The sequence below is a fragment of the Mesobacillus thioparans genome (assembly GCF_965138835.1).
GTDB lineage: Bacteria > Bacillota > Bacilli > Bacillales > Cytobacillaceae > Mesobacillus > Mesobacillus thioparans.
In genome coordinates, this window is record NZ_CBCSFH010000007.1 from 210848 (window position 1) to 231639 (window position 20792).

19 protein-coding genes, 1 tRNA gene, 1 riboswitch and 1 other annotated feature are annotated in these 20792 nt (G+C 45.7%); of the genes, 1 reads left to right on the top strand and 19 read right to left on the bottom strand.

Features of this window, described 5'->3' with window-relative positions:
* Window positions 1–67 precede the first annotated feature (67 nt).
* The 16 genes from ilvN to ACNAZ4_RS13800 form a co-directional block, all read right to left on the bottom strand.
* Window positions 68–583, bottom strand: a complete 516-nt coding sequence (gene ilvN, locus ACNAZ4_RS13725; RefSeq protein WP_415815104.1) for an acetolactate synthase small subunit — start codon at window positions 581–583, stop codon at window positions 68–70.
* Complete coding sequence (gene ilvB / locus ACNAZ4_RS13730; protein ID WP_415815105.1) at window positions 580–2295, bottom strand: acetolactate synthase large subunit; 1716 nt, start codon at window positions 2293–2295, stop codon at window positions 580–582. The genes ilvN and ilvB overlap by 4 nt, the downstream gene beginning before the upstream one ends.
* A gap of 84 nt (window positions 2296–2379) precedes the next feature.
* Window positions 2380–2617: a binding site (T-box leader), on the bottom strand.
* A 68-nt stretch (window positions 2618–2685) separates the two neighbouring features.
* Complete coding sequence (gene ilvE, locus ACNAZ4_RS13735; protein ID WP_415815106.1) at window positions 2686–3588, bottom strand: branched-chain-amino-acid transaminase; 903 nt, start codon at window positions 3586–3588, stop codon at window positions 2686–2688.
* Window positions 3589–3915: 327 nt separating this feature from the next.
* Window positions 3916–3992: transfer RNA gene (locus ACNAZ4_RS13740), tRNA-Arg, on the bottom strand.
* Window positions 3993–4111: 119 nt separating this feature from the next.
* The gene (locus tag ACNAZ4_RS13745; protein ID WP_415815107.1) at window positions 4112–4636 is read right to left on the bottom strand and encodes a metallophosphoesterase; all 525 of its coding nucleotides are present in this window, start codon (window positions 4634–4636) and stop codon (window positions 4112–4114) included.
* A 5-nt stretch (window positions 4637–4641) separates the two neighbouring features.
* Window positions 4642–5235, bottom strand: a complete 594-nt coding sequence (locus tag ACNAZ4_RS13750) for an XTP/dITP diphosphatase (protein ID WP_415815108.1) — start codon at window positions 5233–5235, stop codon at window positions 4642–4644.
* Window position 5236: 1 nt separating this feature from the next.
* Window positions 5237–6004, bottom strand: a complete 768-nt coding sequence (gene rph / locus ACNAZ4_RS13755; protein ID WP_415815109.1) for a ribonuclease PH — start codon at window positions 6002–6004, stop codon at window positions 5237–5239.
* 115 nt (window positions 6005–6119) lie between these two features.
* Window positions 6120–7190: a GerMN domain-containing protein gene (locus ACNAZ4_RS13760; protein ID WP_415815110.1), complete on the bottom strand. Its 1071-nt coding sequence runs from the start codon at window positions 7188–7190 to the stop codon at window positions 6120–6122.
* A gap of 399 nt (window positions 7191–7589) precedes the next feature.
* Window positions 7590–8387, bottom strand: a complete 798-nt coding sequence (gene racE / locus ACNAZ4_RS13765; protein ID WP_415815111.1) for a glutamate racemase — start codon at window positions 8385–8387, stop codon at window positions 7590–7592.
* Window positions 8388–8397: 10 nt separating this feature from the next.
* A complete protein-coding gene (locus tag ACNAZ4_RS13770) occupies window positions 8398–8856 on the bottom strand; it encodes a MarR family winged helix-turn-helix transcriptional regulator (protein WP_415815112.1) in 459 nt (152 codons plus the stop codon).
* Between the two features lie 185 nt (window positions 8857–9041).
* Window positions 9042–9266: a helix-turn-helix domain-containing protein gene (locus ACNAZ4_RS13775; protein WP_230497068.1), complete on the bottom strand. Its 225-nt coding sequence runs from the start codon at window positions 9264–9266 to the stop codon at window positions 9042–9044.
* Window positions 9267–9517: 251 nt separating this feature from the next.
* Window positions 9518–9985, bottom strand: a complete 468-nt coding sequence (locus tag ACNAZ4_RS13780) for an acyl-CoA thioesterase (RefSeq protein ID WP_415815113.1) — start codon at window positions 9983–9985, stop codon at window positions 9518–9520.
* Window positions 9986–10153: 168 nt separating this feature from the next.
* A complete protein-coding gene (locus ACNAZ4_RS13785; RefSeq protein WP_415815153.1) occupies window positions 10154–10729 on the bottom strand; it encodes a class D sortase in 576 nt (191 codons plus the stop codon).
* A gap of 327 nt (window positions 10730–11056) precedes the next feature.
* Complete coding sequence (gene sdhB, locus ACNAZ4_RS13790) at window positions 11057–11818, bottom strand: succinate dehydrogenase iron-sulfur subunit (protein WP_415815114.1); 762 nt, start codon at window positions 11816–11818, stop codon at window positions 11057–11059.
* 6 nt (window positions 11819–11824) lie between these two features.
* Complete coding sequence (sdhA, locus tag ACNAZ4_RS13795; RefSeq protein ID WP_415815115.1) at window positions 11825–13582, bottom strand: succinate dehydrogenase flavoprotein subunit; 1758 nt, start codon at window positions 13580–13582, stop codon at window positions 11825–11827.
* 94 nt (window positions 13583–13676) lie between these two features.
* Window positions 13677–14285: a succinate dehydrogenase cytochrome b558 subunit gene (locus tag ACNAZ4_RS13800; protein WP_415815116.1), complete on the bottom strand. Its 609-nt coding sequence runs from the start codon at window positions 14283–14285 to the stop codon at window positions 13677–13679.
* Between the two features lie 456 nt (window positions 14286–14741).
* On the opposite strand from ACNAZ4_RS13800, the gene ACNAZ4_RS13805 reads away from it, so the two are divergent.
* On the top strand, window positions 14742–15194 hold the full coding sequence (locus tag ACNAZ4_RS13805) for a YslB family protein (protein WP_415815117.1): 453 nt from the start codon (window positions 14742–14744) through the stop codon (window positions 15192–15194).
* A gap of 706 nt (window positions 15195–15900) precedes the next feature.
* Here the strand turns inward: ACNAZ4_RS13805 and ACNAZ4_RS13810 are convergent.
* The 3 genes from ACNAZ4_RS13810 to ACNAZ4_RS13820 form a co-directional block, all read right to left on the bottom strand.
* Entirely contained in the window at window positions 15901–17133 is a 1233-nt protein-coding gene (locus tag ACNAZ4_RS13810) for an aspartate kinase (RefSeq protein ID WP_415815118.1), read from the bottom strand.
* Between the two features lie 157 nt (window positions 17134–17290).
* Window positions 17291–17467, bottom strand: a riboswitch (Lysine riboswitch).
* A gap of 69 nt (window positions 17468–17536) precedes the next feature.
* On the bottom strand, window positions 17537–19309 hold the full coding sequence (gene uvrC, locus ACNAZ4_RS13815) for an excinuclease ABC subunit UvrC (RefSeq protein WP_415815119.1): 1773 nt from the start codon (window positions 19307–19309) through the stop codon (window positions 17537–17539).
* 15 nt (window positions 19310–19324) lie between these two features.
* Window positions 19325–20785, bottom strand: a complete 1461-nt coding sequence (locus ACNAZ4_RS13820) for a hypothetical protein (RefSeq protein WP_415815120.1) — start codon at window positions 20783–20785, stop codon at window positions 19325–19327.
* Window positions 20786–20792: the final 7 nt, after the last annotated feature.

Here is a 20792-nt window from a genome sequence, read left to right on the forward strand (position 1 = left end):
ATAATCTTAGGTAATTCAATTCTATTTTGTAGACAATAGCAACAAAGTTTGAGAAAAGAGCCTTTGATCAGACAAAAGAAAATGTTTTTTGCTGATTGGTACGCTGGTTACCCCGTGGGAATGCAGTCGTCCCAGTCCGGGCCAGTTCCCTGATTCCATATGGTTTGATCAAATCGATAAACGCTTCGATTTTTTCCGTTTCACCTGTCAGTTGAATGATGATACTATCCTTGCTGACATCAATCACCGAAGCCCGGAATGGCTCAATGATAGAATAGATTTCTGCCCTGTTCTGGGGAAGGACTGGTACTTTTACAAGAACCAGCTCGCGGGCGACAATCGCTTGGTCGCTGATATCCGCCACCTTCAGCACATCAATCTGCTTATTCAACTGCTTTGTAATCTGCTCAACCATGCTGTCATTCTCAACATGCACGACGCAGGTCATCCGCGAAACGCCTTCCTGCTCGGTAAGTCCGACCGAAATGCTCTCAATATTGTAATTTCGTTTTGTAAAAAGATTGGTGATCCTGTTCAAGACTCCGGGCCGGTTCAGGACCGTCATCGTTATGATTCGTTTCATTTCCTCACTCCCACCATTTCGTGGATTCCTTTTCCCGGGGCAATCATTGGATAGACATTCTCCGCTCCATCGACCCTGAAATCGAGCAGAACCGGTTCATTGTCATTGAGCACTTCATCCAGGATGGCATGCGCTTCAGCCTCGGAGTTGATTTCAAACCCTTTGATGCCATATGCTTCAGCCAGTTTCACAAAGGATGGCTGTACCGGGTTTTTGCTGTGTGAATATCTTTCCTGGTAAAAAATCTCCTGCCATTGCCTCACCATCCCGAGTGCCTTGTTATTGAAAATCGCAATCTTGATTGGAAGCTGGAATTCGGCGATCACCGCAAGTTCCTGGGTCGACATCTGGAATCCGCCATCACCGAGGACCGCGATTACACAAGCCTGCGGGTCTGCCAGCTGTGCTCCGATACTTGCCGGAAGTCCAAATCCCATTGTTCCGAGTCCCCCTGAGGTGACCCATCGATCAGCTGTTTTAAACTGATAGTATTGAGCTGCCCACATTTGATGCTGACCGACATCGGTAACGACAATCGCTTCGCCTGCCGTTTTTCCATAAAGCAGTTCCATGACCTTTTGTGGTTTAAGGACGTCATTGTCTTCGTACTGATAAGGATAATCTCGTTTCCAGGACCCAAGTGTTTCAATCCATTCTTGATGCTCCGGTGGTTTCCCCTCGAGCTTGAGCAGCTGTGTTAACGCTTCCCGCGCATCTCCTACAACCGGAATTTGCGTAGGGACGTTCTTGCCGATCTCTGCAGGGTCGATATCGATATGGGCGACAGTTGCTTTTGGCGCGAAATGCTGCAGGTTCCCTGTGAGACGGTCATCAAACCGTGCTCCGATATTGATCAGCAAGTCACAATGATAGAGAGCCATGTTGGCCGTATAACAGCCATGCATCCCAGCCATTCCCGTGAACAATTCATGTCCTGCCGGAAATCCTCCCAATCCCAGCAGTGTATGAACAACCGGGATGTTCTGCTGTTCGGCATATTCTTTTAACAAAGTCGATGCCTTTGCATGAAGGATGCCAGCGCCAGCGAGGATGACTGGTCTTCTTGCCTTACTGACAGCTTCAGAGAGCTTTCTGACCTGCAGGAAATTCGGCTCGATTGTCGGCTGGTAACCTGGCAAATGGATTTCCTGGTCTGCCGGCTCCAGTTCTGCCAATAATCCCGCCGCAAGATCCTTCGGGAAGTCGATGACCACCGGACCAGGCCTGCCGCTTGTTGCAATATAAAAAGCTTCCTTGATGATCCGTGGTATATCTTTGATCTCCCGGACCTGATAGTTGTACTTCGTGATCGGGGTAGTGATTCCCAGTATGTCAGCTTCCTGGAAGGCATCTGTACCGATGACGCCTGTCGCGACCTGGCCGGTGAAAATAACCAGCGGCAGCGAGTCCATCATCGCATCGGCAATGCCGGTGATAATGTTTGTCGCGCCAGGACCAGAAGTTGCGATGACCACACCCGGTTTCCCGCTGATCCGTGCATATCCTTCAGCAGCATGGATTCCCCCCTGTTCATGCCTTGGCAGTACATGAAGAATCTTAGAATCATAGAGTTTGTCGTAGATTGGGAGGACCGCTCCTCCTGGGTAGCCGAAAATGACTTCGACGTTTTCCTTTTCCAGAGCCTTTAGCAGCAAGTCTGCGCCGCTCACTTCACTCGTTTTAACCTTGGTTTCCTTCAAGGCAGCTTCCATTTATCGAACCTCCCGTTTTGGATTCAGTGTATTTTTTCAAAATAAAAAAGCCCATCCATCTCCATATGCCTAAGGTTGCCCAGGCAAAGGGATGGAATAGGCTTTATCTCCTTGTTCCACGGTACCACCCTTCTTCACGCATTACGCGTGCGCTCGTGATTTTGATAACAAGTGCGATGCACTCGACCAGTTTTACTAGGATTCCTTTCAAACTGGCGCTCCAGGGTGAGTTCATTCAATACGGCATCACCGGCTTCCAGCTAACCCGGCTCTCTGTGCATGCTGATCGCATTGAATTACTTGTCCCTGTCTTCGCTTTATCTATATTGAATTTTCTTCGGTTCGTTTATAAGTTTGCAATATGACTCCAAGACTATCAGAAAACTTTTCTTAACTGACTTGATGGGCCTTTTCCTGGTAGACCTGGATGCCGTCGGCAACAACTTTTGCCCTGAACTCCTTCAGGATGTTTTTCGTATGCTCTCCTGGCACCCCATTGCCGATGACTCTTCCATCCACTTTGACGACGGCGATCACTTCGGCTGCAGTACCGGTAAGGAACACTTCGTCTGCCGTGTATACATCATGGCGTGTAAACGGTTCTTCCTTCACCTCGTAACCTAGTTTTCCAGCGATTTCAATGACTGCATTCCTTGTGATTCCTTCAAGAGCCCCTACATATCCAGGCGGGGTGAGGAACGTGCTGCCTCTCACGATGAAAATATTATCCGCAGAACCTTCGGCAACATAGCCCTGGTCATTCAGCATCAAAGCCTCACTCACATTTGCCAGATGCGCCTCGATCTTCACTAGAACATTATTCAAATAATTCAATGACTTCACTTTCGGGCTCAGAACATCCGGCCGATTTCTTCTGGTCGCCACCGTAACGATCTCAAGACCGCGTTCATACAATTCTTTAGGGAAGATGGCCAGCGGTTCCACAATGATGACGACATTCGCATTCGGGCACTTATAGGGATCCAGTCCCAGGTCACCAACACCCCGTGACACAACGATCCGGATATAGGCATCTCTTAATTGGTTCCGTTCTACTGTCTCTACAACCAGATCAGTGAACTCCTCTTTAGAGTGTGGCATATTCAGCATGATGGATTTTGCTGACCGGTAAAGCCGATCCATATGTTCTTCCATCCTGAAAATATTGCCGCTGTATACCCGTATCCCTTCAAAAATACCATCCCCGTATAAAAATCCATGATCATATACCGAAATCTTAGCATTTTCCTTGGTGACGAATTCACCATTCAAGTAGATCCACTGATCGGGCACAACACAACACTCCTTTAATAAATAAACGCTTTAAATAAATAAAATTTAGTTTTAAAAAAATACAATTTTACACAATAGGTTATTGCAAAAACTGCAGTGGTGAAAACTTGTATTTTTATATTTGAGGATTATCTTACGCCCATTTATCAGCCTCGTCAACACCCTTTTTCTAAATTATTTGATAATTTAGATTTGTTAATCAATTTGTATACGCTTACATTGTTGATATATTCACATTCGTTAATTTTTAATTTTTTTCCCTGAGGAGGATCAAGAACATAAAAAAAACTCACCTTCGAGGAAGGTGAGTTAAGGTATGTAGATTAATGGCGTCCCAGGAGAGATTCGAACTCCCGACCGTACGCTTAGAAGGCGTATGCTCTATCCAACTGAGCTACTGGGACATAGTTGTTTTTTAAAGACAAGATTTATTATATTAGCCAAACAACTAAAAGTCAATAATAAATCAAAACTTTTTTCCGAGGGGAGATCTTATTCCCCTCAGAAAACTATTATAGTAGGATTAGCCTTTTTTGTGAAGTGAAAACTCCTGTCTTAAGTCGGACAGCTCTCCGTTACCATAGTCAAAGATCCTCAATGAAGCCTGATCATTCTCAAGCTCGAGGATGGTATAGGTCTTTTCGTCTCTGCCGCGCGGAAGCCTGACGCTCCCCGGATTGATGAAAATCACATCATCCACCATTTCAGCACCAAGGATATGAGAATGTCCAAAACAGACGATGTCAGCCTGCATTTCCTTTGCCTTATAATATAAGTTCACGAGTGTGGATTTCACTGAGTATAAATGCCCGTGGGTCACGAGGATTTTCCTGCCGTTCAACACGTGGATCTCTTCATCAGGATAATTGCCGTAAAAATCGCAGTTCCCTTTGACTGACCTGAAATTCACAATGGCAGGATCCTTCTCGGAAAGCTCCGAATCGCCGCAGTGAATCATCAGGTCCACATCCTCTCCATGCTGCCTCTCGATTCCCTCAAGCATTTCTGTCGACCCATGGCTGTCACTGACAATCAGCACTTTACTCATAGCGATTACTCCCGCTCCTTGAGAACTTCATCCAATTTCCTGATCGCATTGGCCCGGTGGCTGATTCTGTTCTTTTCCTCAGATGACAACTCGGCCATTGCTTTCCCTTCTGCTTCGACAAAGAAGATCGGATCATAGCCAAATCCATTTGTGCCTTTTCGCTCAGGAAGGATGCGTCCTTCGCATGTACCGAAAACTGTCACTGTTTCCTTGCCAGGCTCTGCCATCGCCAAAGCGCAGCAAAATCTGGCAGTGCGTTCGATTTCTGGAACATTTTGGAGTTCAGCAAGAACTTTGTCGATATTGGCTTCGTCATTCTTTTCGATTCCGGCATATCGTGCTGAATAGACCCCAGGCCGGCCATCCAAGGCTTCAATTTCAAGACCAGAATCATCCGCAATCACCCTGACTCCAAGTTCCCTGGCAATTGTCTCGGCTTTCAGGACAGCATTCTCCTCGAAAGTCGAGCCTGTTTCTTCGACATCCTCAAGCTCCGGATAATCGAGCAAGGTTTTCACGGAAAGCCCTTTGGGCGAAAAAAGCTTCTCGAATTCTTTTGCTTTCCCCTGATTTTTTGTTGCGATAATCACTGATTCCATTTTAAGATCTCCCCTGGCGCTTTTTTGCTCCTTCGATCTTTGCGGCCAATTCCTCACCCAGTGCGGCCTTCTGCAATTCGAATAGTTCCGTTATTCCTTCTTGTGCAGCCTTTAATAGCTCCTGAAGCTGATTGTATGAAAAAGTAGCTTCTTCGCCTGTCCCCTGCAATTCAACGAATTCCCCATTGCCAGTCATGACCACATTCATGTCCACATGGGCAGCAGAGTCCTCGACATAATTCAAGTCAACCACAACTTCCCCGTCTTTCAATACCCCAACGCTTGTAGCTGCGAGCATATCATTCACCGGGAAGGCAGACAGCTTTTTTTGCTTACTCAGTTTTTCAAGAGCCTGCGCCATGGCAATAAAGGCTCCTGTAATTGATGCCGTCCGGGTGCCGCCATCTGCCTGGATGACATCACAGTCCACCCATACTGTCCGCTCGCCAATGGCTTCCAGATTCACGACTGCGCGCAATGCCCTGCCGATCAGGCGCTGGATTTCCATCGTCCTGCCGGAAATCTTCCCTTTGGCCGCCTCACGTATATTCCTTTGCTCGGTAGCTCTTGGCAGCATGGAATACTCAGCCGTGATCCATCCTTTTCCCTCGCCGCGCATGAACGGCGGTACACGGTCTTCAATGCTTGCAGTGCAAATCACTTTCGTATCTCCAACAGAGATCAGCACGGAGCCCTCCGGGTGTTTTAAATAATCGGTTTCAATATGTATTGGTCTTAATTGTAAGGGTTCTCGCCCATCGTATCGCATTAAAAGCCCTCCTTAGCATGATGGCAATCAGTTTGCCTGTATACAAAATAAATAAGAGGCAGGAAATACACCTGCCTCTTTGAATGTCTTTAATTAGTATATCAAAATTTTGCGATTAAAAACTACCTGTGTTTACTTTTTCAGGCCTTGTGACCGGCTCAGCCAGTTTCTCACCCTTTTCTGACAGCACATCGCCCTTACCATTCACAGTCAATGCCACGCTCTTGACACCTTCCTGCTCTGTCAGTGAGAGCACAAGGGAATTAAGCAGATGTTCCGATACCATTTTTTCTTCAAAGCTTTCAAAAATCGATTCGTTGAAGTTCAGCGTCACCTTGCCATCTTCGATTTTCGGATCATCAAGCAGCTTCACACCGGACTGGAAATCCGACAGCAGATTTGATGCATAGGCAGGACCTTCGACAAGCTCATTGACAATGGCAGTGATATTATCCTTCACCCCATAGCTGACACGCTTCGTTACCGGAACATAATAGTACGCGCCTTCCTCACCCCCGATATAATAGACGGTTACAGCTTTCGTATTAGTGATGTCCACGACATCCGAATTGTCGACATTGATGCCATCAGCACGGCTCAATTCCCCTCCGATTGGCGTTCCATCAACAGGCATCGCTTCCAGCGGCGTGCCATTCATCTGGAGCTTCACCTCATCGATGGTATCGAATTGTGTGAGCGTCCAGGTCACAGACTGAAGGATCTTTTTCTCATCCTCTTTTCTATAGGTAGCGAATTCCTTTGAAAAATCAACCGTTGCTGTCCCGTCCTTGATATTAACAGTCATTTGCGTGTCAGCTGGAAGGACAGCCCTGAAACCATTCGGGAGCATCTGCTCAACTGGTCCATTCGCCACTAGGTATTCCAATGCTTGCTTAGCGACACTCTCTGTCTTAGGAAGCGCCAATGTCTGGGAGACGACATAACCATTTTTATCAATCAAGTACAGCTCTGTCTGGATGGATGTCTCGACCGCTTCTTTGCCATCCTCTTTTGTTTCTGTCGTAACATTTTCATCCAGCGCCTGGCCATTTTCCATCAAAGTCACATCCTGAGGCGGGTCAATCTTTTTCTTTTCCTCGCCTCCGAAAAGCCCACAGCCAGACAGGAATACCGTAGTTGCCAATGTAGCAGCTGTAACGACCACAGCCTTTTTATTTTTTGACATATAAATCCCTCCAAAGACAGTTTGTACTATCATGTATACGAGCCTTTCGATATTTTAGACCGTCTCTGGGAAGATTTTTTGGAATGCTAGTTTTATACAAAAACGGAAGCGACTTGTTCAGCCCCGACAAGCGCTGGAGGGCCGGACAGTGAAGTCCTTCTTTGACTTCATTGGCAGGACCGAAACGTCTCGAGGAGTTAGGAGCCGCAGCTAGCCAAGCGTCTCGAGCTGCTCAAAGCTAACGCTTATCGCAAGATACTCGAGGAAGTTTATTCAGGGGAGAAAACTGGCTAGGCGCTGGAGCTGGATTAAGACTCCCATATNTAGTTATCCACACNAAAATACTTTTATAATTCACTAAAAACCACAAAAGACCTCCATCCCTGGAGGCCTCTAACATCAACCTAATTTGATTTTCTCCGCGTTCTCGATTGGCCTTTCGAGCCACTGTGACGCAATGGTGGCAAAGATCGGCCTGGATCCTGTCATGTAATACGAATGCTCAGGAAGCTCGTCCCGGTCGGCAAACATATCATTGTGGCCGAGGATGGTACTCACTTCACGTGCTGTTTCCTCTCCAGAACTGATGACCTTCACTTCTGGTCCCATGACTTCTTTGATGAGCGGTTCAAGCAAAGGATAGTGGGTGCAGCCCAGGATCAATGTGTCGAGTCCTTGTCCTTGCAATGGCTTCAGCGTTTCTGTCACGACTTTCTTTGCAACACGGCCATTAAATTCACCGCTTTCCACCAGCGGCACGAATTTTGGACAGGCAAGTGCTTCAACAGCAGTCTTTCGGTTGATTGATTTCAGCGCATGCTCGTACGCACGGCTTTTCACTGTACCTACAGTCCCGATGATTCCGATCTTGTAATTCTCCGTTACCTTGATAGCTGTCCTCGCGCCAGGCTGGATGACACCGAGGACCGGAATGGAGAGCTCTTCCCTGATTTCCTCGAGCACCACCGCAGTCGCTGTATTGCACGCGATGACTAACATTTTAATATTCTTCTCAAGCAGGAACCGGGTCATTTGCCAGGTGAATCTCTTCACTTCCTCAACTGGCCTTGGTCCATATGGACAACGGGCCGTATCACCGACGTAGATGATCTGTTCGTAAGGCAGCTGCCTCATGACTTCCTTGGCAACGGTTAACCCGCCTACTCCTGAATCAATGATTCCGATTGGTCGGTTCAAAAAACTCGCCTCATTCTCCACGCATTTCTTGATGTAATTTTGTTAGTCCTTCCTTAAGCGACAGAATTTCTTCACCGGAGAAATCCTTCAAGACTTCCTGAAGGTACAGCTGGCGTTTCTTGATCACTTCATCAATGATCCTTTCCCCTTCGTCCAGGAGATGGATGCGGACCACACGCCTGTCATTAGGGTCCTTCACCCTTACAACCAACTGATTCTTTTCCATCCTGTCAACAAGATCCGTCGTCGTGCTGCAAGCCAGGAACATTTTATTCGACAATTCACCGATCGTCATATCCCCGTCTTCAAACAGCCATTGCAGGGCAATGAACTGAGGCGGCGTGATCGTGTAATTGCTGAGAAGCTCCCGGCCCTTTTGCTTAATGATTCCCGATATGTACCTTAAATCCTTTTCAATATCAGCAACCGTTCCCAGTGTCTGATTATTGTCAATCCCTTCAAGCTTCATCCGTAACAACTCCTAAAAATATGCTTTATCCATAAAACTTGGAACCCAAGCCGAAATAATAATTATACTATTGCCCTTATTTTCTACTTTTTTCGAGCAAATTTCAAGACAGAATTCTGATTTGAGCAAGTATCCGCCCTATAAATATCTTAACCGGCCCACCATCAAGGGTCGGCCGGTCATGATTAAAGTTCTAGCTCTCCCATTCGCAGGAGCTCTACAACAGCTTGGGAACGCCCCTTTACACCAAGCTTTTGCATGGCGTTTGAAATATGGTTCCGAACTGTTTTTTCGCTGATAAATAAATCACTAGCGATCTCTTTTGTTGTTTTGTCTTGTACTAACAGTTCGAAAACTTCTCTTTCGCGTTTAGTGAGTAATGGCTTGTGAGTATATTCATTTTCCTTCAAGTATTGTAACCCTCCTTGCCTTCGCCAGCTGTGAACTGCGGGGTGGGTATAAATTTAGTCAAAATATCATATGTGAAGGAAACTACTGGAGTGACAATAATTAAAGGACTTCATGCCAATTTTTATAAATAGGCGGAATTCCGCACGTTGATTGGTTTTCTAATGCGCCAAATCACTGAAAAGCCATGCCTGTGCATAAAGCTTTAGGACAAACCTTTTCCTTTGTGAATGGATAACAAAATGCCGATTTATTATCGAACGGTGGATTTTTTGCTTTTAAAAAATAAATCCCTCATCTCTTCTGTCCAGGGTTCACCTTTGCCCGTCTTCTTGGAGATCTGGACAATCGTTCCCCTGCCAGTTAGGCAAATCGAACCGTCCGCTTTCTTTGCCATATAGTGAAGGTCGACCGAGGAATTGCCGATTGAGTTGGCCTTGACGAAAATCCTCAGGTCCTCATCAAAGAAGATCTGGCTTAAATAATCGCATTGCAGATCAGCGACCACCGGGATCGTTTTGTTTTCGGGCTTTACCCAATCCTGCATGAATCCCTGACTCTTGAAATATTCGATTCTTGCCTGTTCGAAATATGTAAACGGCACTGTATTATTTAAATGTCCGAACATATCTGTTTCAGAAAAACGCACCTTCACCTGGTAAAAAAAATCGAATTCTTTTTCCCAGCTGACAATCTCGTCAATGTATTCCATCTTCTTCATGTTGAAACCTCCCGTAAACTGAATGAACATTCATTCTTTTCTTTATTATAAGTATTTTTATTGATTTTGGAAATAAAAACAGATAAAGAGTATATAAGTTTACCTTATTTGGCTTTGGCCATACAAAAAAACCAACCATGAATACAAGGTTGGCGGAAAACTCAATATTTAATTGCCTTCATCCGTTCTCTTGGCATAGATAATATAACGGTCCGGGGCATCGCCAACATAACTGAATGGGTAGCAGGTTGTTAGCACGAGTTCCTCCTCGGAATTCTGCAGAGTGATGATGCTGGTATCATCAGCGCTAACGATTTTTGTGCCGACGATTTCGTATGTATAATCTCCGTAAGGCATTTTCACCGTCATATGATCTCCCAATTTCAGATCCCCCGCTTTCCGGAAAACGGTATCACGATGTCCCGAAAGCACGATTTGTCCCTTTTCATCAGGATAAAAAGAGTCTTTATAATGGCCGACTCCTTTTTCAAGGTCATCCGGATCGGTCCCTTCGACAATCGGCAATTCCGCTTCAATTTTCGGAATCAGCAGCAGGCCGGATGCTTCCCCTGTATCTGGCATGAATTCTTCCTTTGTCACAGTCTCTTGATTCTTTTTAACCAGCTCCCTCGCCGCTTCAAGGGAAACTTGCTCCTGTCGCTTCAGATCCCATAATTGGAACAAACCAATGCCGAGAATCACGATTCCACTGATGACGATGACAATAGCTAACATTTTTGATATTTTCATATACCGCTCCTGATTTTGTTCTTGATATCAGTATACCAAGCCGGGCTTCTGTAAAAAAAGCATAAAATGAAAAACCTCCTCTTCCAAATGGAAAAGGAGGCAGTATTACATTAAGGATAAAGTTTTCAAACTTAGACGAGTGTCCAGCTCCAGCGCCTAGCCAGTTTTCACCCTCAAGTGGACTTCCTAGAGTATCTTGCGAAAAGCGTTAGCTTTGAGCAGCTCAGAGTCGCTTCAGTCTGCCCATTGAAGTCAAAGAACGACTTCACCGGTCGGCCCTCCAGCGCTTGTCGAGGCTGACCAAGGCGCTTGCGCTTTTCTTTACACTTGGTCGCTTCCGAAGAAGTTTTTGAATGATTGGAATGTTGTATCACGGTTCAGGGCAGCAATTGATGTAGTCAAAGGAATGCCTTTAGGGCAGGACTGGACACAGTTCTGCGAGTTACCGCAGTTTGCAAGTCCGCCGTCTCCCATGATTGTTTCAAGTCGCTCTCCTTTGTTCAATGCTCCCGTTGGGTGAGCGTTGAACAGACGAACCTGTGATAATGACTGCGGGCCGATGAAATCTGACTTGTCGTTAACGTTCGGGCAAGCCTCAAGGCAGACACCGCAAGTCATACACTTGGATAGTTCATACGCCCATTGACGCTTTTTCTCCGGCATACGCGGTCCTGGTCCAAGATCGTAAGTTCCATCGATTGGAATCCATGCCTTCACACGCTTCAATGAGTCAAACATGCGGCTGCGGTCAACCTGAAGGTCACGGACAACCGGGAACGTTCTCATTGGCTCAAGTCTGATTGGCTGCTCAAGCTGGTCAACCAGCGCTGAACAGGACTGGCGCGGACGGCCATTGATGACCATTGAACAAGCTCCGCATACCTCTTCAAGACAGTTCATATCCCAAGCAATTGGTGTAGTCGCCTCTCCTTTGGCGTTAACCGGGTTTCGGCGAATTTCCATCAATGAGGAAATGACATTCATATTTGGACGATAATCAAGTTCAAACTCTTCCTGATAAGGGGCTGAATCAGGAGTTTCCTGGCGGCTGATGATAAAACGGACAGTCTTTTTCTCTGACATACCTTATTACTCCCCTTTCTTCTTGGAATAATCGCGCTTACGCGGTTTGATTAAGGAAACATCAACTTCTTCATAGTGGAAAGCTGGTGCTGAATTTGCATCAACAAACTTAGCCATAGTAGTCTTCAAGAACTCGTCATCATTACGGTCTGGGAACTCAGGCTTATAGTGTGCACCACGGCTTTCATTACGGTTATAGGCACCGATTGTGATAACACGTGCAAGCTGCAGCATGTTTTGAAGCTGGCGCGTGAACACCGCACCCTGGTTGCTCCATTTTGCTGTATCGTTGATATTGATATTTTTGTAACGCTCCATCAGTTCAACGATTTTATCATCAGTTTTCTTCAGTCTGTCATTGTAGCGGACAACTGTGACATTGTCTGTCATCCATTCGCCAAGCTCTTTGTGAAGGACGTATGCATTTTCAGTGCCATCCAATGACATAACATTATTCCACTTCTCCTGTTGCACCTTGATAGCATCATCAAACAGAGCTGATGAAACAGCATCTGAGCTTTTTTCAAGCCCGTTGATGTAGCGGATCGCATTCGGTCCTGCCACCATTCCGCCGTAAATTGCGGACAATAATGAGTTGGCGCCAAGGCGGTTCGCACCGTGCTGTGAGTAATCAACTTCACCGGCAGCAAACAGGCCAGGAATATTCGTCATCTGATCGTAGTCAACCCAAAGTCCGCCCATGGAATAGTGGACTGCAGGGAAGATTTTCATCGGAACTTTTCTTGGGTCATCACCCATGAATTTTTCATAGATTTCAATGATCCCGCCAAGCTTAATATCTAGCTCTTTAGGATCCTTGTGTGATAGGTCAAGGTAAACCATGTTCTCGCCGTTGATGCCAAGTTTCTGGCTTACGCACACGTCAAAGATTTCACGTGTAGCGATATCACGCGGTACAAGGTTTCCATAAGCAGGATACTTCTCTTCAAGGAAGTACCATGGCTTACCATCTTTGTACGTCCATACTCGTCCACCTTCACCGCGGGCAGATTCACTCATCAAGCGGAGTTTGTCATCCCCAGGGATTGCTGTAGGGTGGATCTGGATGAATTCACCATTAGCATAATAACCGCCTTGCTGGTATACGATCGCAGCAGCTGAACCAGTATTGATGACAGAGTTTGTTGTTTTACCGAAAATGATGCCAGGGCCTCCAGTTGCCATGATTACTGCATCTGAAGCAAATGATTTGATTTCCATTGAAGTCAGGTTCTGTGCTACAACTCCGCGGCACACTCCTTCCTCATCCTTAACTATTCCGAGGAATTCCCATCCTTCGTACTTGGTGACCAAACCAGCCACTTCATGGCGGCGAACCTGCTCATCCAAAGCGTATAATAGCTGCTGGCCTGTTGTCGCACCAGCAAAAGCTGTACGGTGATGCTGTGTACCTCCGAAACGGCGGAAGTCCAGCAATCCTTCAGGTGTACGGTTGAACATTACTCCCATACGGTCAAGAAGGTGGATGATTCCTGGTGCTGCTTCAGCCATTGCTTTTACAGGAGGCTGGTTCGCAAGGAAGTCACCGCCGTATATTGTATCATCGAAGTGCACCCATGGAGAGTCACCTTCACCCTTTGTATTTACTGCACCGTTGATTCCGCCCTGTGCACAAACAGAGTGGGAACGTTTTACCGGCACAAGAGAAAACAGTTCAACAGGAGTTCCTGTTTCTGCAACTTTTATAGTAGCCATTAAGCCAGCCAAACCGCCGCCGACTACGATAACCTTACCTTTACTCATCGTGACTCACTCCCTTAAATCCAAGTCTGACTTTCATATCCGTTCATGGGTAAATCTTTTTTTCAGCATTAGCTGATCTGTTCATGTGAAAATCTTATACAAACGCCAGGATCGCGCGGACTCCGACGATGGAAAGCGCAACGAATACACCAATCGTGATATAAGTTGAAATCACTTGAGAACGCGGTGTAACTGTGATTCCCCAGCTTACGAAGAAGGACCATAATCCGTTCGCAAAGTGGAAAGTAGTAGAAATGATACCAATCAAGTAGAACCATAGCATGAATGGATTTGAAAGAATCGTCTCCATCATCTGGAAGTTAACAGCAGCACCGAATGCCGCAGCAATACGTGTTTCCCACACATGCCAAGCTACGAAGATCAAAGTAACCACACCGGACACACGCTGAAGCATGAACATCCAGTTTCTGAAATAGCCATATTGGCCTATATTGTTTTTGGCTGTAAAAGCAATATAAAGACCGTAAATAGCATGGAATAATAATGGTAAGAAGATAATGAAAACTTCTAGAAAATACCTGAAAGGCAACTGCTCCATGAAATGTGCAGCATTGTTGAATGATTCCTCTCCCCCAGTAGCAAAGTGATTGACTACAAGGTGCTGCGTGAGGAAAAGACCTACCGGAATGACACCCAGCAATGAATGCAGCCTCCGCCAATAAAACTCTTGTCTACCTGCCATATGTATACCCCCCTTGAAATTTGGCCGTGATGTTAAGGTTCTCTACCCATCCCTATTAACCTAACAGATTGATTCAACCCTACATCAAATAAATAAGCATTTCTTACAATTATGTGACATGTTCATTTTACTCCCATCATATTGGAGCGTCAAGAAAACGTATACATAAAAATGCTTATATAAATAAAATTTTTAAAATATATTGATATTATAAAAATCCCACTTTTTATGTATTCCAACCTTTGAAAGAGTATATTAAAATAACACTATTGCCCTGTACAATGAAATATTCAAAAATTAATTTTTGAAATCCCCGGTTACGGGTATGGAATAAACATGGAAATAATTTATAAATTTTTAAATGGAAACAAAAATTTTACAGTGCCTTATTTTTAACAACGCCGGTCGTTTCTTCGGCAAATTGTTTATAATAGAGTCATAGAAAGAGGGGAGAACATGAGCGAAACAACAACTTCAGAACAAAAAACCGAATGCGCCCCACCCGTTGTCAGCGCATTCGGCTATGAATTGATCAGGGAAGAACTATTAAACGAACTGCTCGGCAAAGATACACCTGAAATCCTGTACTGGGCAGGTAAACGAATCGCCCGCAAACATCCATTGACAAACCTTGAAGAGACAATCCAGTTTTTCCAGGACGCAGGCTGGGGCCGTCTCACCGTCAAGGAAGAATCCAGAAGAGAAATACTGATGGAACTCAGCAGCGAACTGATTTCCTCCCGACTGAAAAAAAATCCACACTCCACATTCCAACTGGAAGCGGGCTTCATTGCCCAGCAAATGGAACAGCAGAAAAAATTTTCAGCAGAAGCATTCGAGCATCCCAATAAGAAGTCATCGAAAGTCCAGTTTACAATCAAGTGGGATAAGACTGATATTATTGAGTAAATAATGGTAGCCTTATTTGAGGGTTACTGCGCACGAATTTGGATTGATTCGAAATTCGGTCGCAGTAGCCTTTTAATTTCGGCCGAAAAATTGAGATATTCCGGTTGCTTGACCGATACGTTTTGAAATGGAGCAGTTACCCCTATTTTCTTTTATATGGCCATCAACCCTCTTTTTTCCCTCTCCCATTACCGAAATTCTTTGTTCCTTCGCTTTTCGGTCACATGTTTCTCTNACTTGTTACCGAAATCCTTTGTTCCTCCGATTTTCGGGCANATGTTTCTCTTACTTGTTACCGAAATTCTTTGTTCCTCCACTTTNCGGGCACAAGTTTCTCTTACTTGTTACCGAAATNCTTTGTTCCTCCGATTTTCGGGCACAAGTTTCTCTTACTTGTTACCGAAATCCTTTGTTCCTCCGATTTTCGGGCACAAGTTTCTCATACTTGTTACCGAAATCTTTTGTTCCTCCACCTTTCGGGCACATGTTTGCCTAATTTGTGCCCGTCAACTCTTTCTTTTCCTTTTCACGGGCATATGTTTCTCTTTTTTGTATCCCACAATTCCATCGTTTCCCTCTGACAGGCACAGACAGCTTGACTTGATTGCTTTCTCCTCCTTCATCCGAACACCGGGCAAGCGGCGATATTTTATAAAAAAGCTTTCCTGGAGGGCAACCAGGAAAGCAATAAGCATTGATTGATTTATTAGTTCGCCTTAACCGCTCCTGAATAAAGCTCGAATGCCTCATGGAGTGATTCGACGGCATGGACCATTTGTTTTTCGTTTACGACTGTGGAAACTTTGATTTCGGAAGTGCTTACCATTTTCACCTGGATGCCGTTTCCTTCGAGGACTTCGAACATTTTCGCGGCAACCCCGGGATTAGAAACCATGCCTGATCCGACGATCGATACCTTTGCCAGGCCTGTTTCTGATTCGACGGATTGATAATTCAATGATTCTTTATTTCGTTCCAGTACGTCCAGTGTTTCTGGCAGATCATTGCTCTTGATAGAGAATGAAATATTGGCCGTGCCGGCTTCTGTGCGACTCTGGACGATGATATCCACATTGATATGATTTTGGGCAAGTGTTGTGAAAATCGTCGAAAGCCCTTTTAATGAAGTGCTCACTCCCAGTACTGAAACTCTCGTGATCTGGTCTTCAAATGCTACTCCGCGTACAATTAGATTTTGTTCCATTTCATTCTCCTCCTCGATGATCGTGCCTCTTTCTTTTTCCATGCTGGATCTTACTTCAAGCGGCAGTCCGTAATTCTTAGCGAATTCGACCGCACGCGGGTGGAGCACGCCTGCCCCCAGGTTTGCCAGTTCAAGCATCTCATCATAAGAAACGCTCAGCAGTTTCCTTGCGCTTTTCACAAATCTTGGATCGGTCGTGAACACGCCTGTTACATCTGTATAAATATCACATTTGTCCGCCTTCAATGCGGCTGCAAGCGCGACAGCTGTTGTATCTGAGCCGCCGCGTCCGAGTGTCGTGATTTCTCCATCATCCGTTACCCCCTGGAATCCAGCGACAATGACGACCTTACCTGACTCCAGCTCATTGGAGATCCTATCTGTGTCAATGTCGATGATCCGGGCATTTCCATGGATGGCTTCAGTTTTGATTCCAGCCTGCCAGCCTGTAAAAGAAACGGCCTCTATGCCGATCTGTGCAAGAGCCAGCGAGTAAAGCGCGATGGTGATTTGCTCTCCCGTTGTCAAAAGCATATCCATTTCCCTTTTGGATGGCGATTTGGTAATATCGTTCGCCATGTCGACAAGATGGTCTGTTGTCTTGCCCATTGCTGATACGACAACGACGACATTATTGCCGTTCTTCAATTCTTCTGCTGTCCTTGAGGCAGCATTCCTGATTTTTTCAACACTGCCAACCGATGTTCCGCCGAATTTCTGTACAATTAATCCCATAAGTTTCCCCTGCCTCTTTTTCAGTATTTTGCCTCTGTAAGAGCTTCATGGCTTATCCGCATATGTATTTTCCCCGTACCTTTAAAAAAGAGCCGTAAAAACAGAAAAAGCAATGGAAGTGGCTCCCATTGCTTAATAAACGTGTATATACGCTGCAACATGAGATAGCACTCCAAGATGGCAATCTTGACAATCCAGCGTTTATTCAACGAAGGACCAGCGAGAAAATGAATAGGCATTTCCCCACTTCGGCAAGCATCCCCTTTCAAAGCCTTCTTCGAATCCTAAAATTCTCCGGACTTTTACTCTTGAAGCTCGCACCTCTATCTTCACTTTAGTACTCTAAAGTGATAGCAATATGAAATTTTTATCATTATAGCATACAAAAAAATAGATTGCTACCTTAATCCTGTAATTTCTGATATAGTTCCTGAGCTACATTCGCCGGCAGCCCGGCTGCAGTCAATTCTTCCACAGAGGCTTCACGCATTTTTTTAACCGAACCGAAATGCTTCAGCAGTGCTTTCTTGCGCTTTTCACCAATGCCTGCGATATCATCGAGGATCGATTGGAAGGCACTTTTGCCTCTCAGCTGGCGATGGAAAGTGATGGCGAAGCGGTGCACCTCATCCTGGATCCTTTGCAGCAGGTAAAACTCCTGGCTGTTCCGCGGCAATTCGATCACCTGCAATGGATTGCCATATAGAAGCTGGGAGGTCCTGTGCTTATCATCCTTGGCCAGTCCGGCAATCGGAATATCGAGACCCAGTTCATTCTCGAGGACATCCCGGGCCGACTCGATATGCCCTTTCCCTCCATCGATGATGATCAAATCAGGCAGCGGCAACCCCTCTTTCAACACACGGGTATACCGGCGCCGCACGACTTCCCTCATAGATTCATAGTCATCCGGGCCCTTGACTGATTTAATTTTGTACTTGCGGTATTCCCTTTTCTCAGGCTTTCCATCAATGAAAACGATCATCGCCGAAACCGGGTCAGTCCCCTGGATATTCGAGTTATCAAATGATTCGATCCGATGCGGTGTATAGATCCCCATTTGTTTGCCAAGGTTTTCGACAGCATTGATGGTCCTATCCTCATCGCGCTCGATCAGCGAGAATTTTTCCTGAAGGGCGATGGTGGCATTTTTGGAAGCTAAATGGACAAGCTCTTTTTTCTTGCCGCGCTGGGGCTTGAGGACTTTTACGCCAAGCAATCCCTCTGCTAATTCCAGATCAACACTTTCAGGCACCAATACTTCCTTCGGCTTGAAATGCTCATTTTTCGAATAAAATTGGCCCAAATATGTGAGGATATCTTCTTCAGGCTCATTATGGATCGGGAACATCGAAACTTCCCTTTCAATCAATTTCCCCTGGCGGATAAAGAATACCTGGACACACATCCAGCCTTTATCGACAGCATAGCCAAACACGTCCCGGTCGGTAAAGTCTGTCGTGGTCATCTTCTGCTTTTCCATCGTTGCCTCGATGTGGGCAATCTTGTCGCGGAATTCCTTTGCCCTCTCAAAATCCAGTTCCTCGGCAGCCGCAGCCATTTTTGCCGTCAAATCAACCTTGATGTCCTTATAACCGCCATTCAGGAATTTCGTGATTTCATCGGTAATCTGCTTATACTCTTCCTTGCTGACGTCCTTGATACAGGGTGCTAGGCACTGTCCCATATGGTAATAGAGACAGACGCGGTCCGGCAGCGTCGAGCATTTCCTGAGCGGATAGATCCTGTCGAGCAGCTTCTTCGTCTCATTCGCTGCCTGGACGTTCGGATACGGCCCAAAATATTTACCGCTGTCTTTTTTGACCTTGCGCGTGATGATCAGCTTCGGATGCCGTTCTGCCGTCAGCTTGATGAAAGGATAGCTCTTGTCATCCTTGAGCATGATATTGTATTTCGGGTCATGTTTTTTGATCAAATTGATTTCAAGCAGCAGGGCCTCCATATCGGATGAGGTGACAATGTACTCAAAATCCTCGATTTCATTCACTAGCCGAAGTGTTTTGCCGTCATGCGATCCGGTAAAATAGGAGCGCACCCTGTTTTTCAAAACCTTGGCTTTCCCCACATAAATGATGGTTCCCTGCCTGTCCTTCATTAAATAACATCCTGGCTGCGCAGGGAGAAGAGCAAGCTTATTCCTGATTTGCTCATTCATGCCATTCACCTCCTGTTACGGTGTCCATTTATATAAAACAATCTCATGATAGACTGGGTCGAAAATTTCATTTGACGAAAATGTCCTTACTTCTTCAAGCTTCCCTCCAGGTTCGACACCCTGTGACCGGAAGCCGTCTATAACACTATTTGTTACATAAATCGTTTTTCCTTCATATAACCCCTGATCATGAAGAAAAATCTTATAGGTGTAGATCCGTTTATGGGGATAGGGCATTCCCAGGAACTGCAGCACCCTTGTTTCCTCCCATGTATAGAGGACGACATCAGGCTGCTCCTCGAGATAATTCGCGAGCTGGTAGACAGCTGGTGATGACTCGGCCTGTTCCTGCACATAGCTTGATGAAACAATTGCCTGGGCAATGATTAAGGCAAGAGCTAGATAGCGGGTAAATTTCTCTGGTCTTTTTTTAAAAAAAACAAGCATGCAAACAAATACAAACAGCAGTGCCACGGGCAATATATGCCTCGGCTTATCGATGTTCTGGGCAAAAAGCGCCCATCCGCCATAGGCAAGCATCAGCAACAGGCTCAATTGCCCGCTGCTTTCCTTAAAAATCCCGCTTTTGCGCGACGGCAATAAAATAATGATGCCGATAACTATATATAATACCATCAAAACAGTTGTTCGTGAAAATATTCCCCACCACAAAATGTTGGTAAACAAAAATGCCTTCAGCCTTGCAAAAAAGGATAGCTCATTCGATACCGATGTGCCTCCCCATTCCTGGAAATGCCCGCCGGTGAATCCGAATGCCAGCTCGAGGAAATTGCTCAGGCTTCCTTCGGTCATGATCAGTCCGCCGACCCATATCAGCTGGAACAGGCCGGCGATGACCGCATATTTAATGATGCCAGGCATAGTAAGCTCTTGTTTGGTCCATTTTTTATAAAAAAGATAGATGAGCCCAATTCCCATCGGGATATAACTCAATCTGATCCCTAATAGCACACTGAATAGAAACAGAGGAAGGAGCAGCCACTTCCCTGAAGCTTTTGATTCAGCGGCCGCTACGCTCCAGAAAAACCACCAGAATGCCGCAAGTGCTGCACCTTCAGACATCGGCTGATTGACGATGATCAGTGGATAGCTCGCAGTATAAATGATGCCTGCCACAAGAAGGGAACTTTCTTTGGATAGCACTCTTGACGCAAGCAGGTACACGGGCACGATGGAGCTCGCATATACGAGCACATTGAATGCCACCAATGCCTGTCCCGGATTCTGAATGAATTTTTCAGTAAGCAATCCTCCTAAAATGAAGTAAGGATATCCAGGAAAATGGGGCTGCATCGCCCTTAAGTCGAACCGGTGGAGCGCCAGGGAGAAATCGACCTGATCCCATGATGAGACAAAAGGATTCAGATTGCCTAGCTGAGTCATGAAAACATAGAGAATCGCAAGCAAACTTACTCCTGATATCATCGCTCTGTTTATTTTGGCGAAATTCAACATACACACA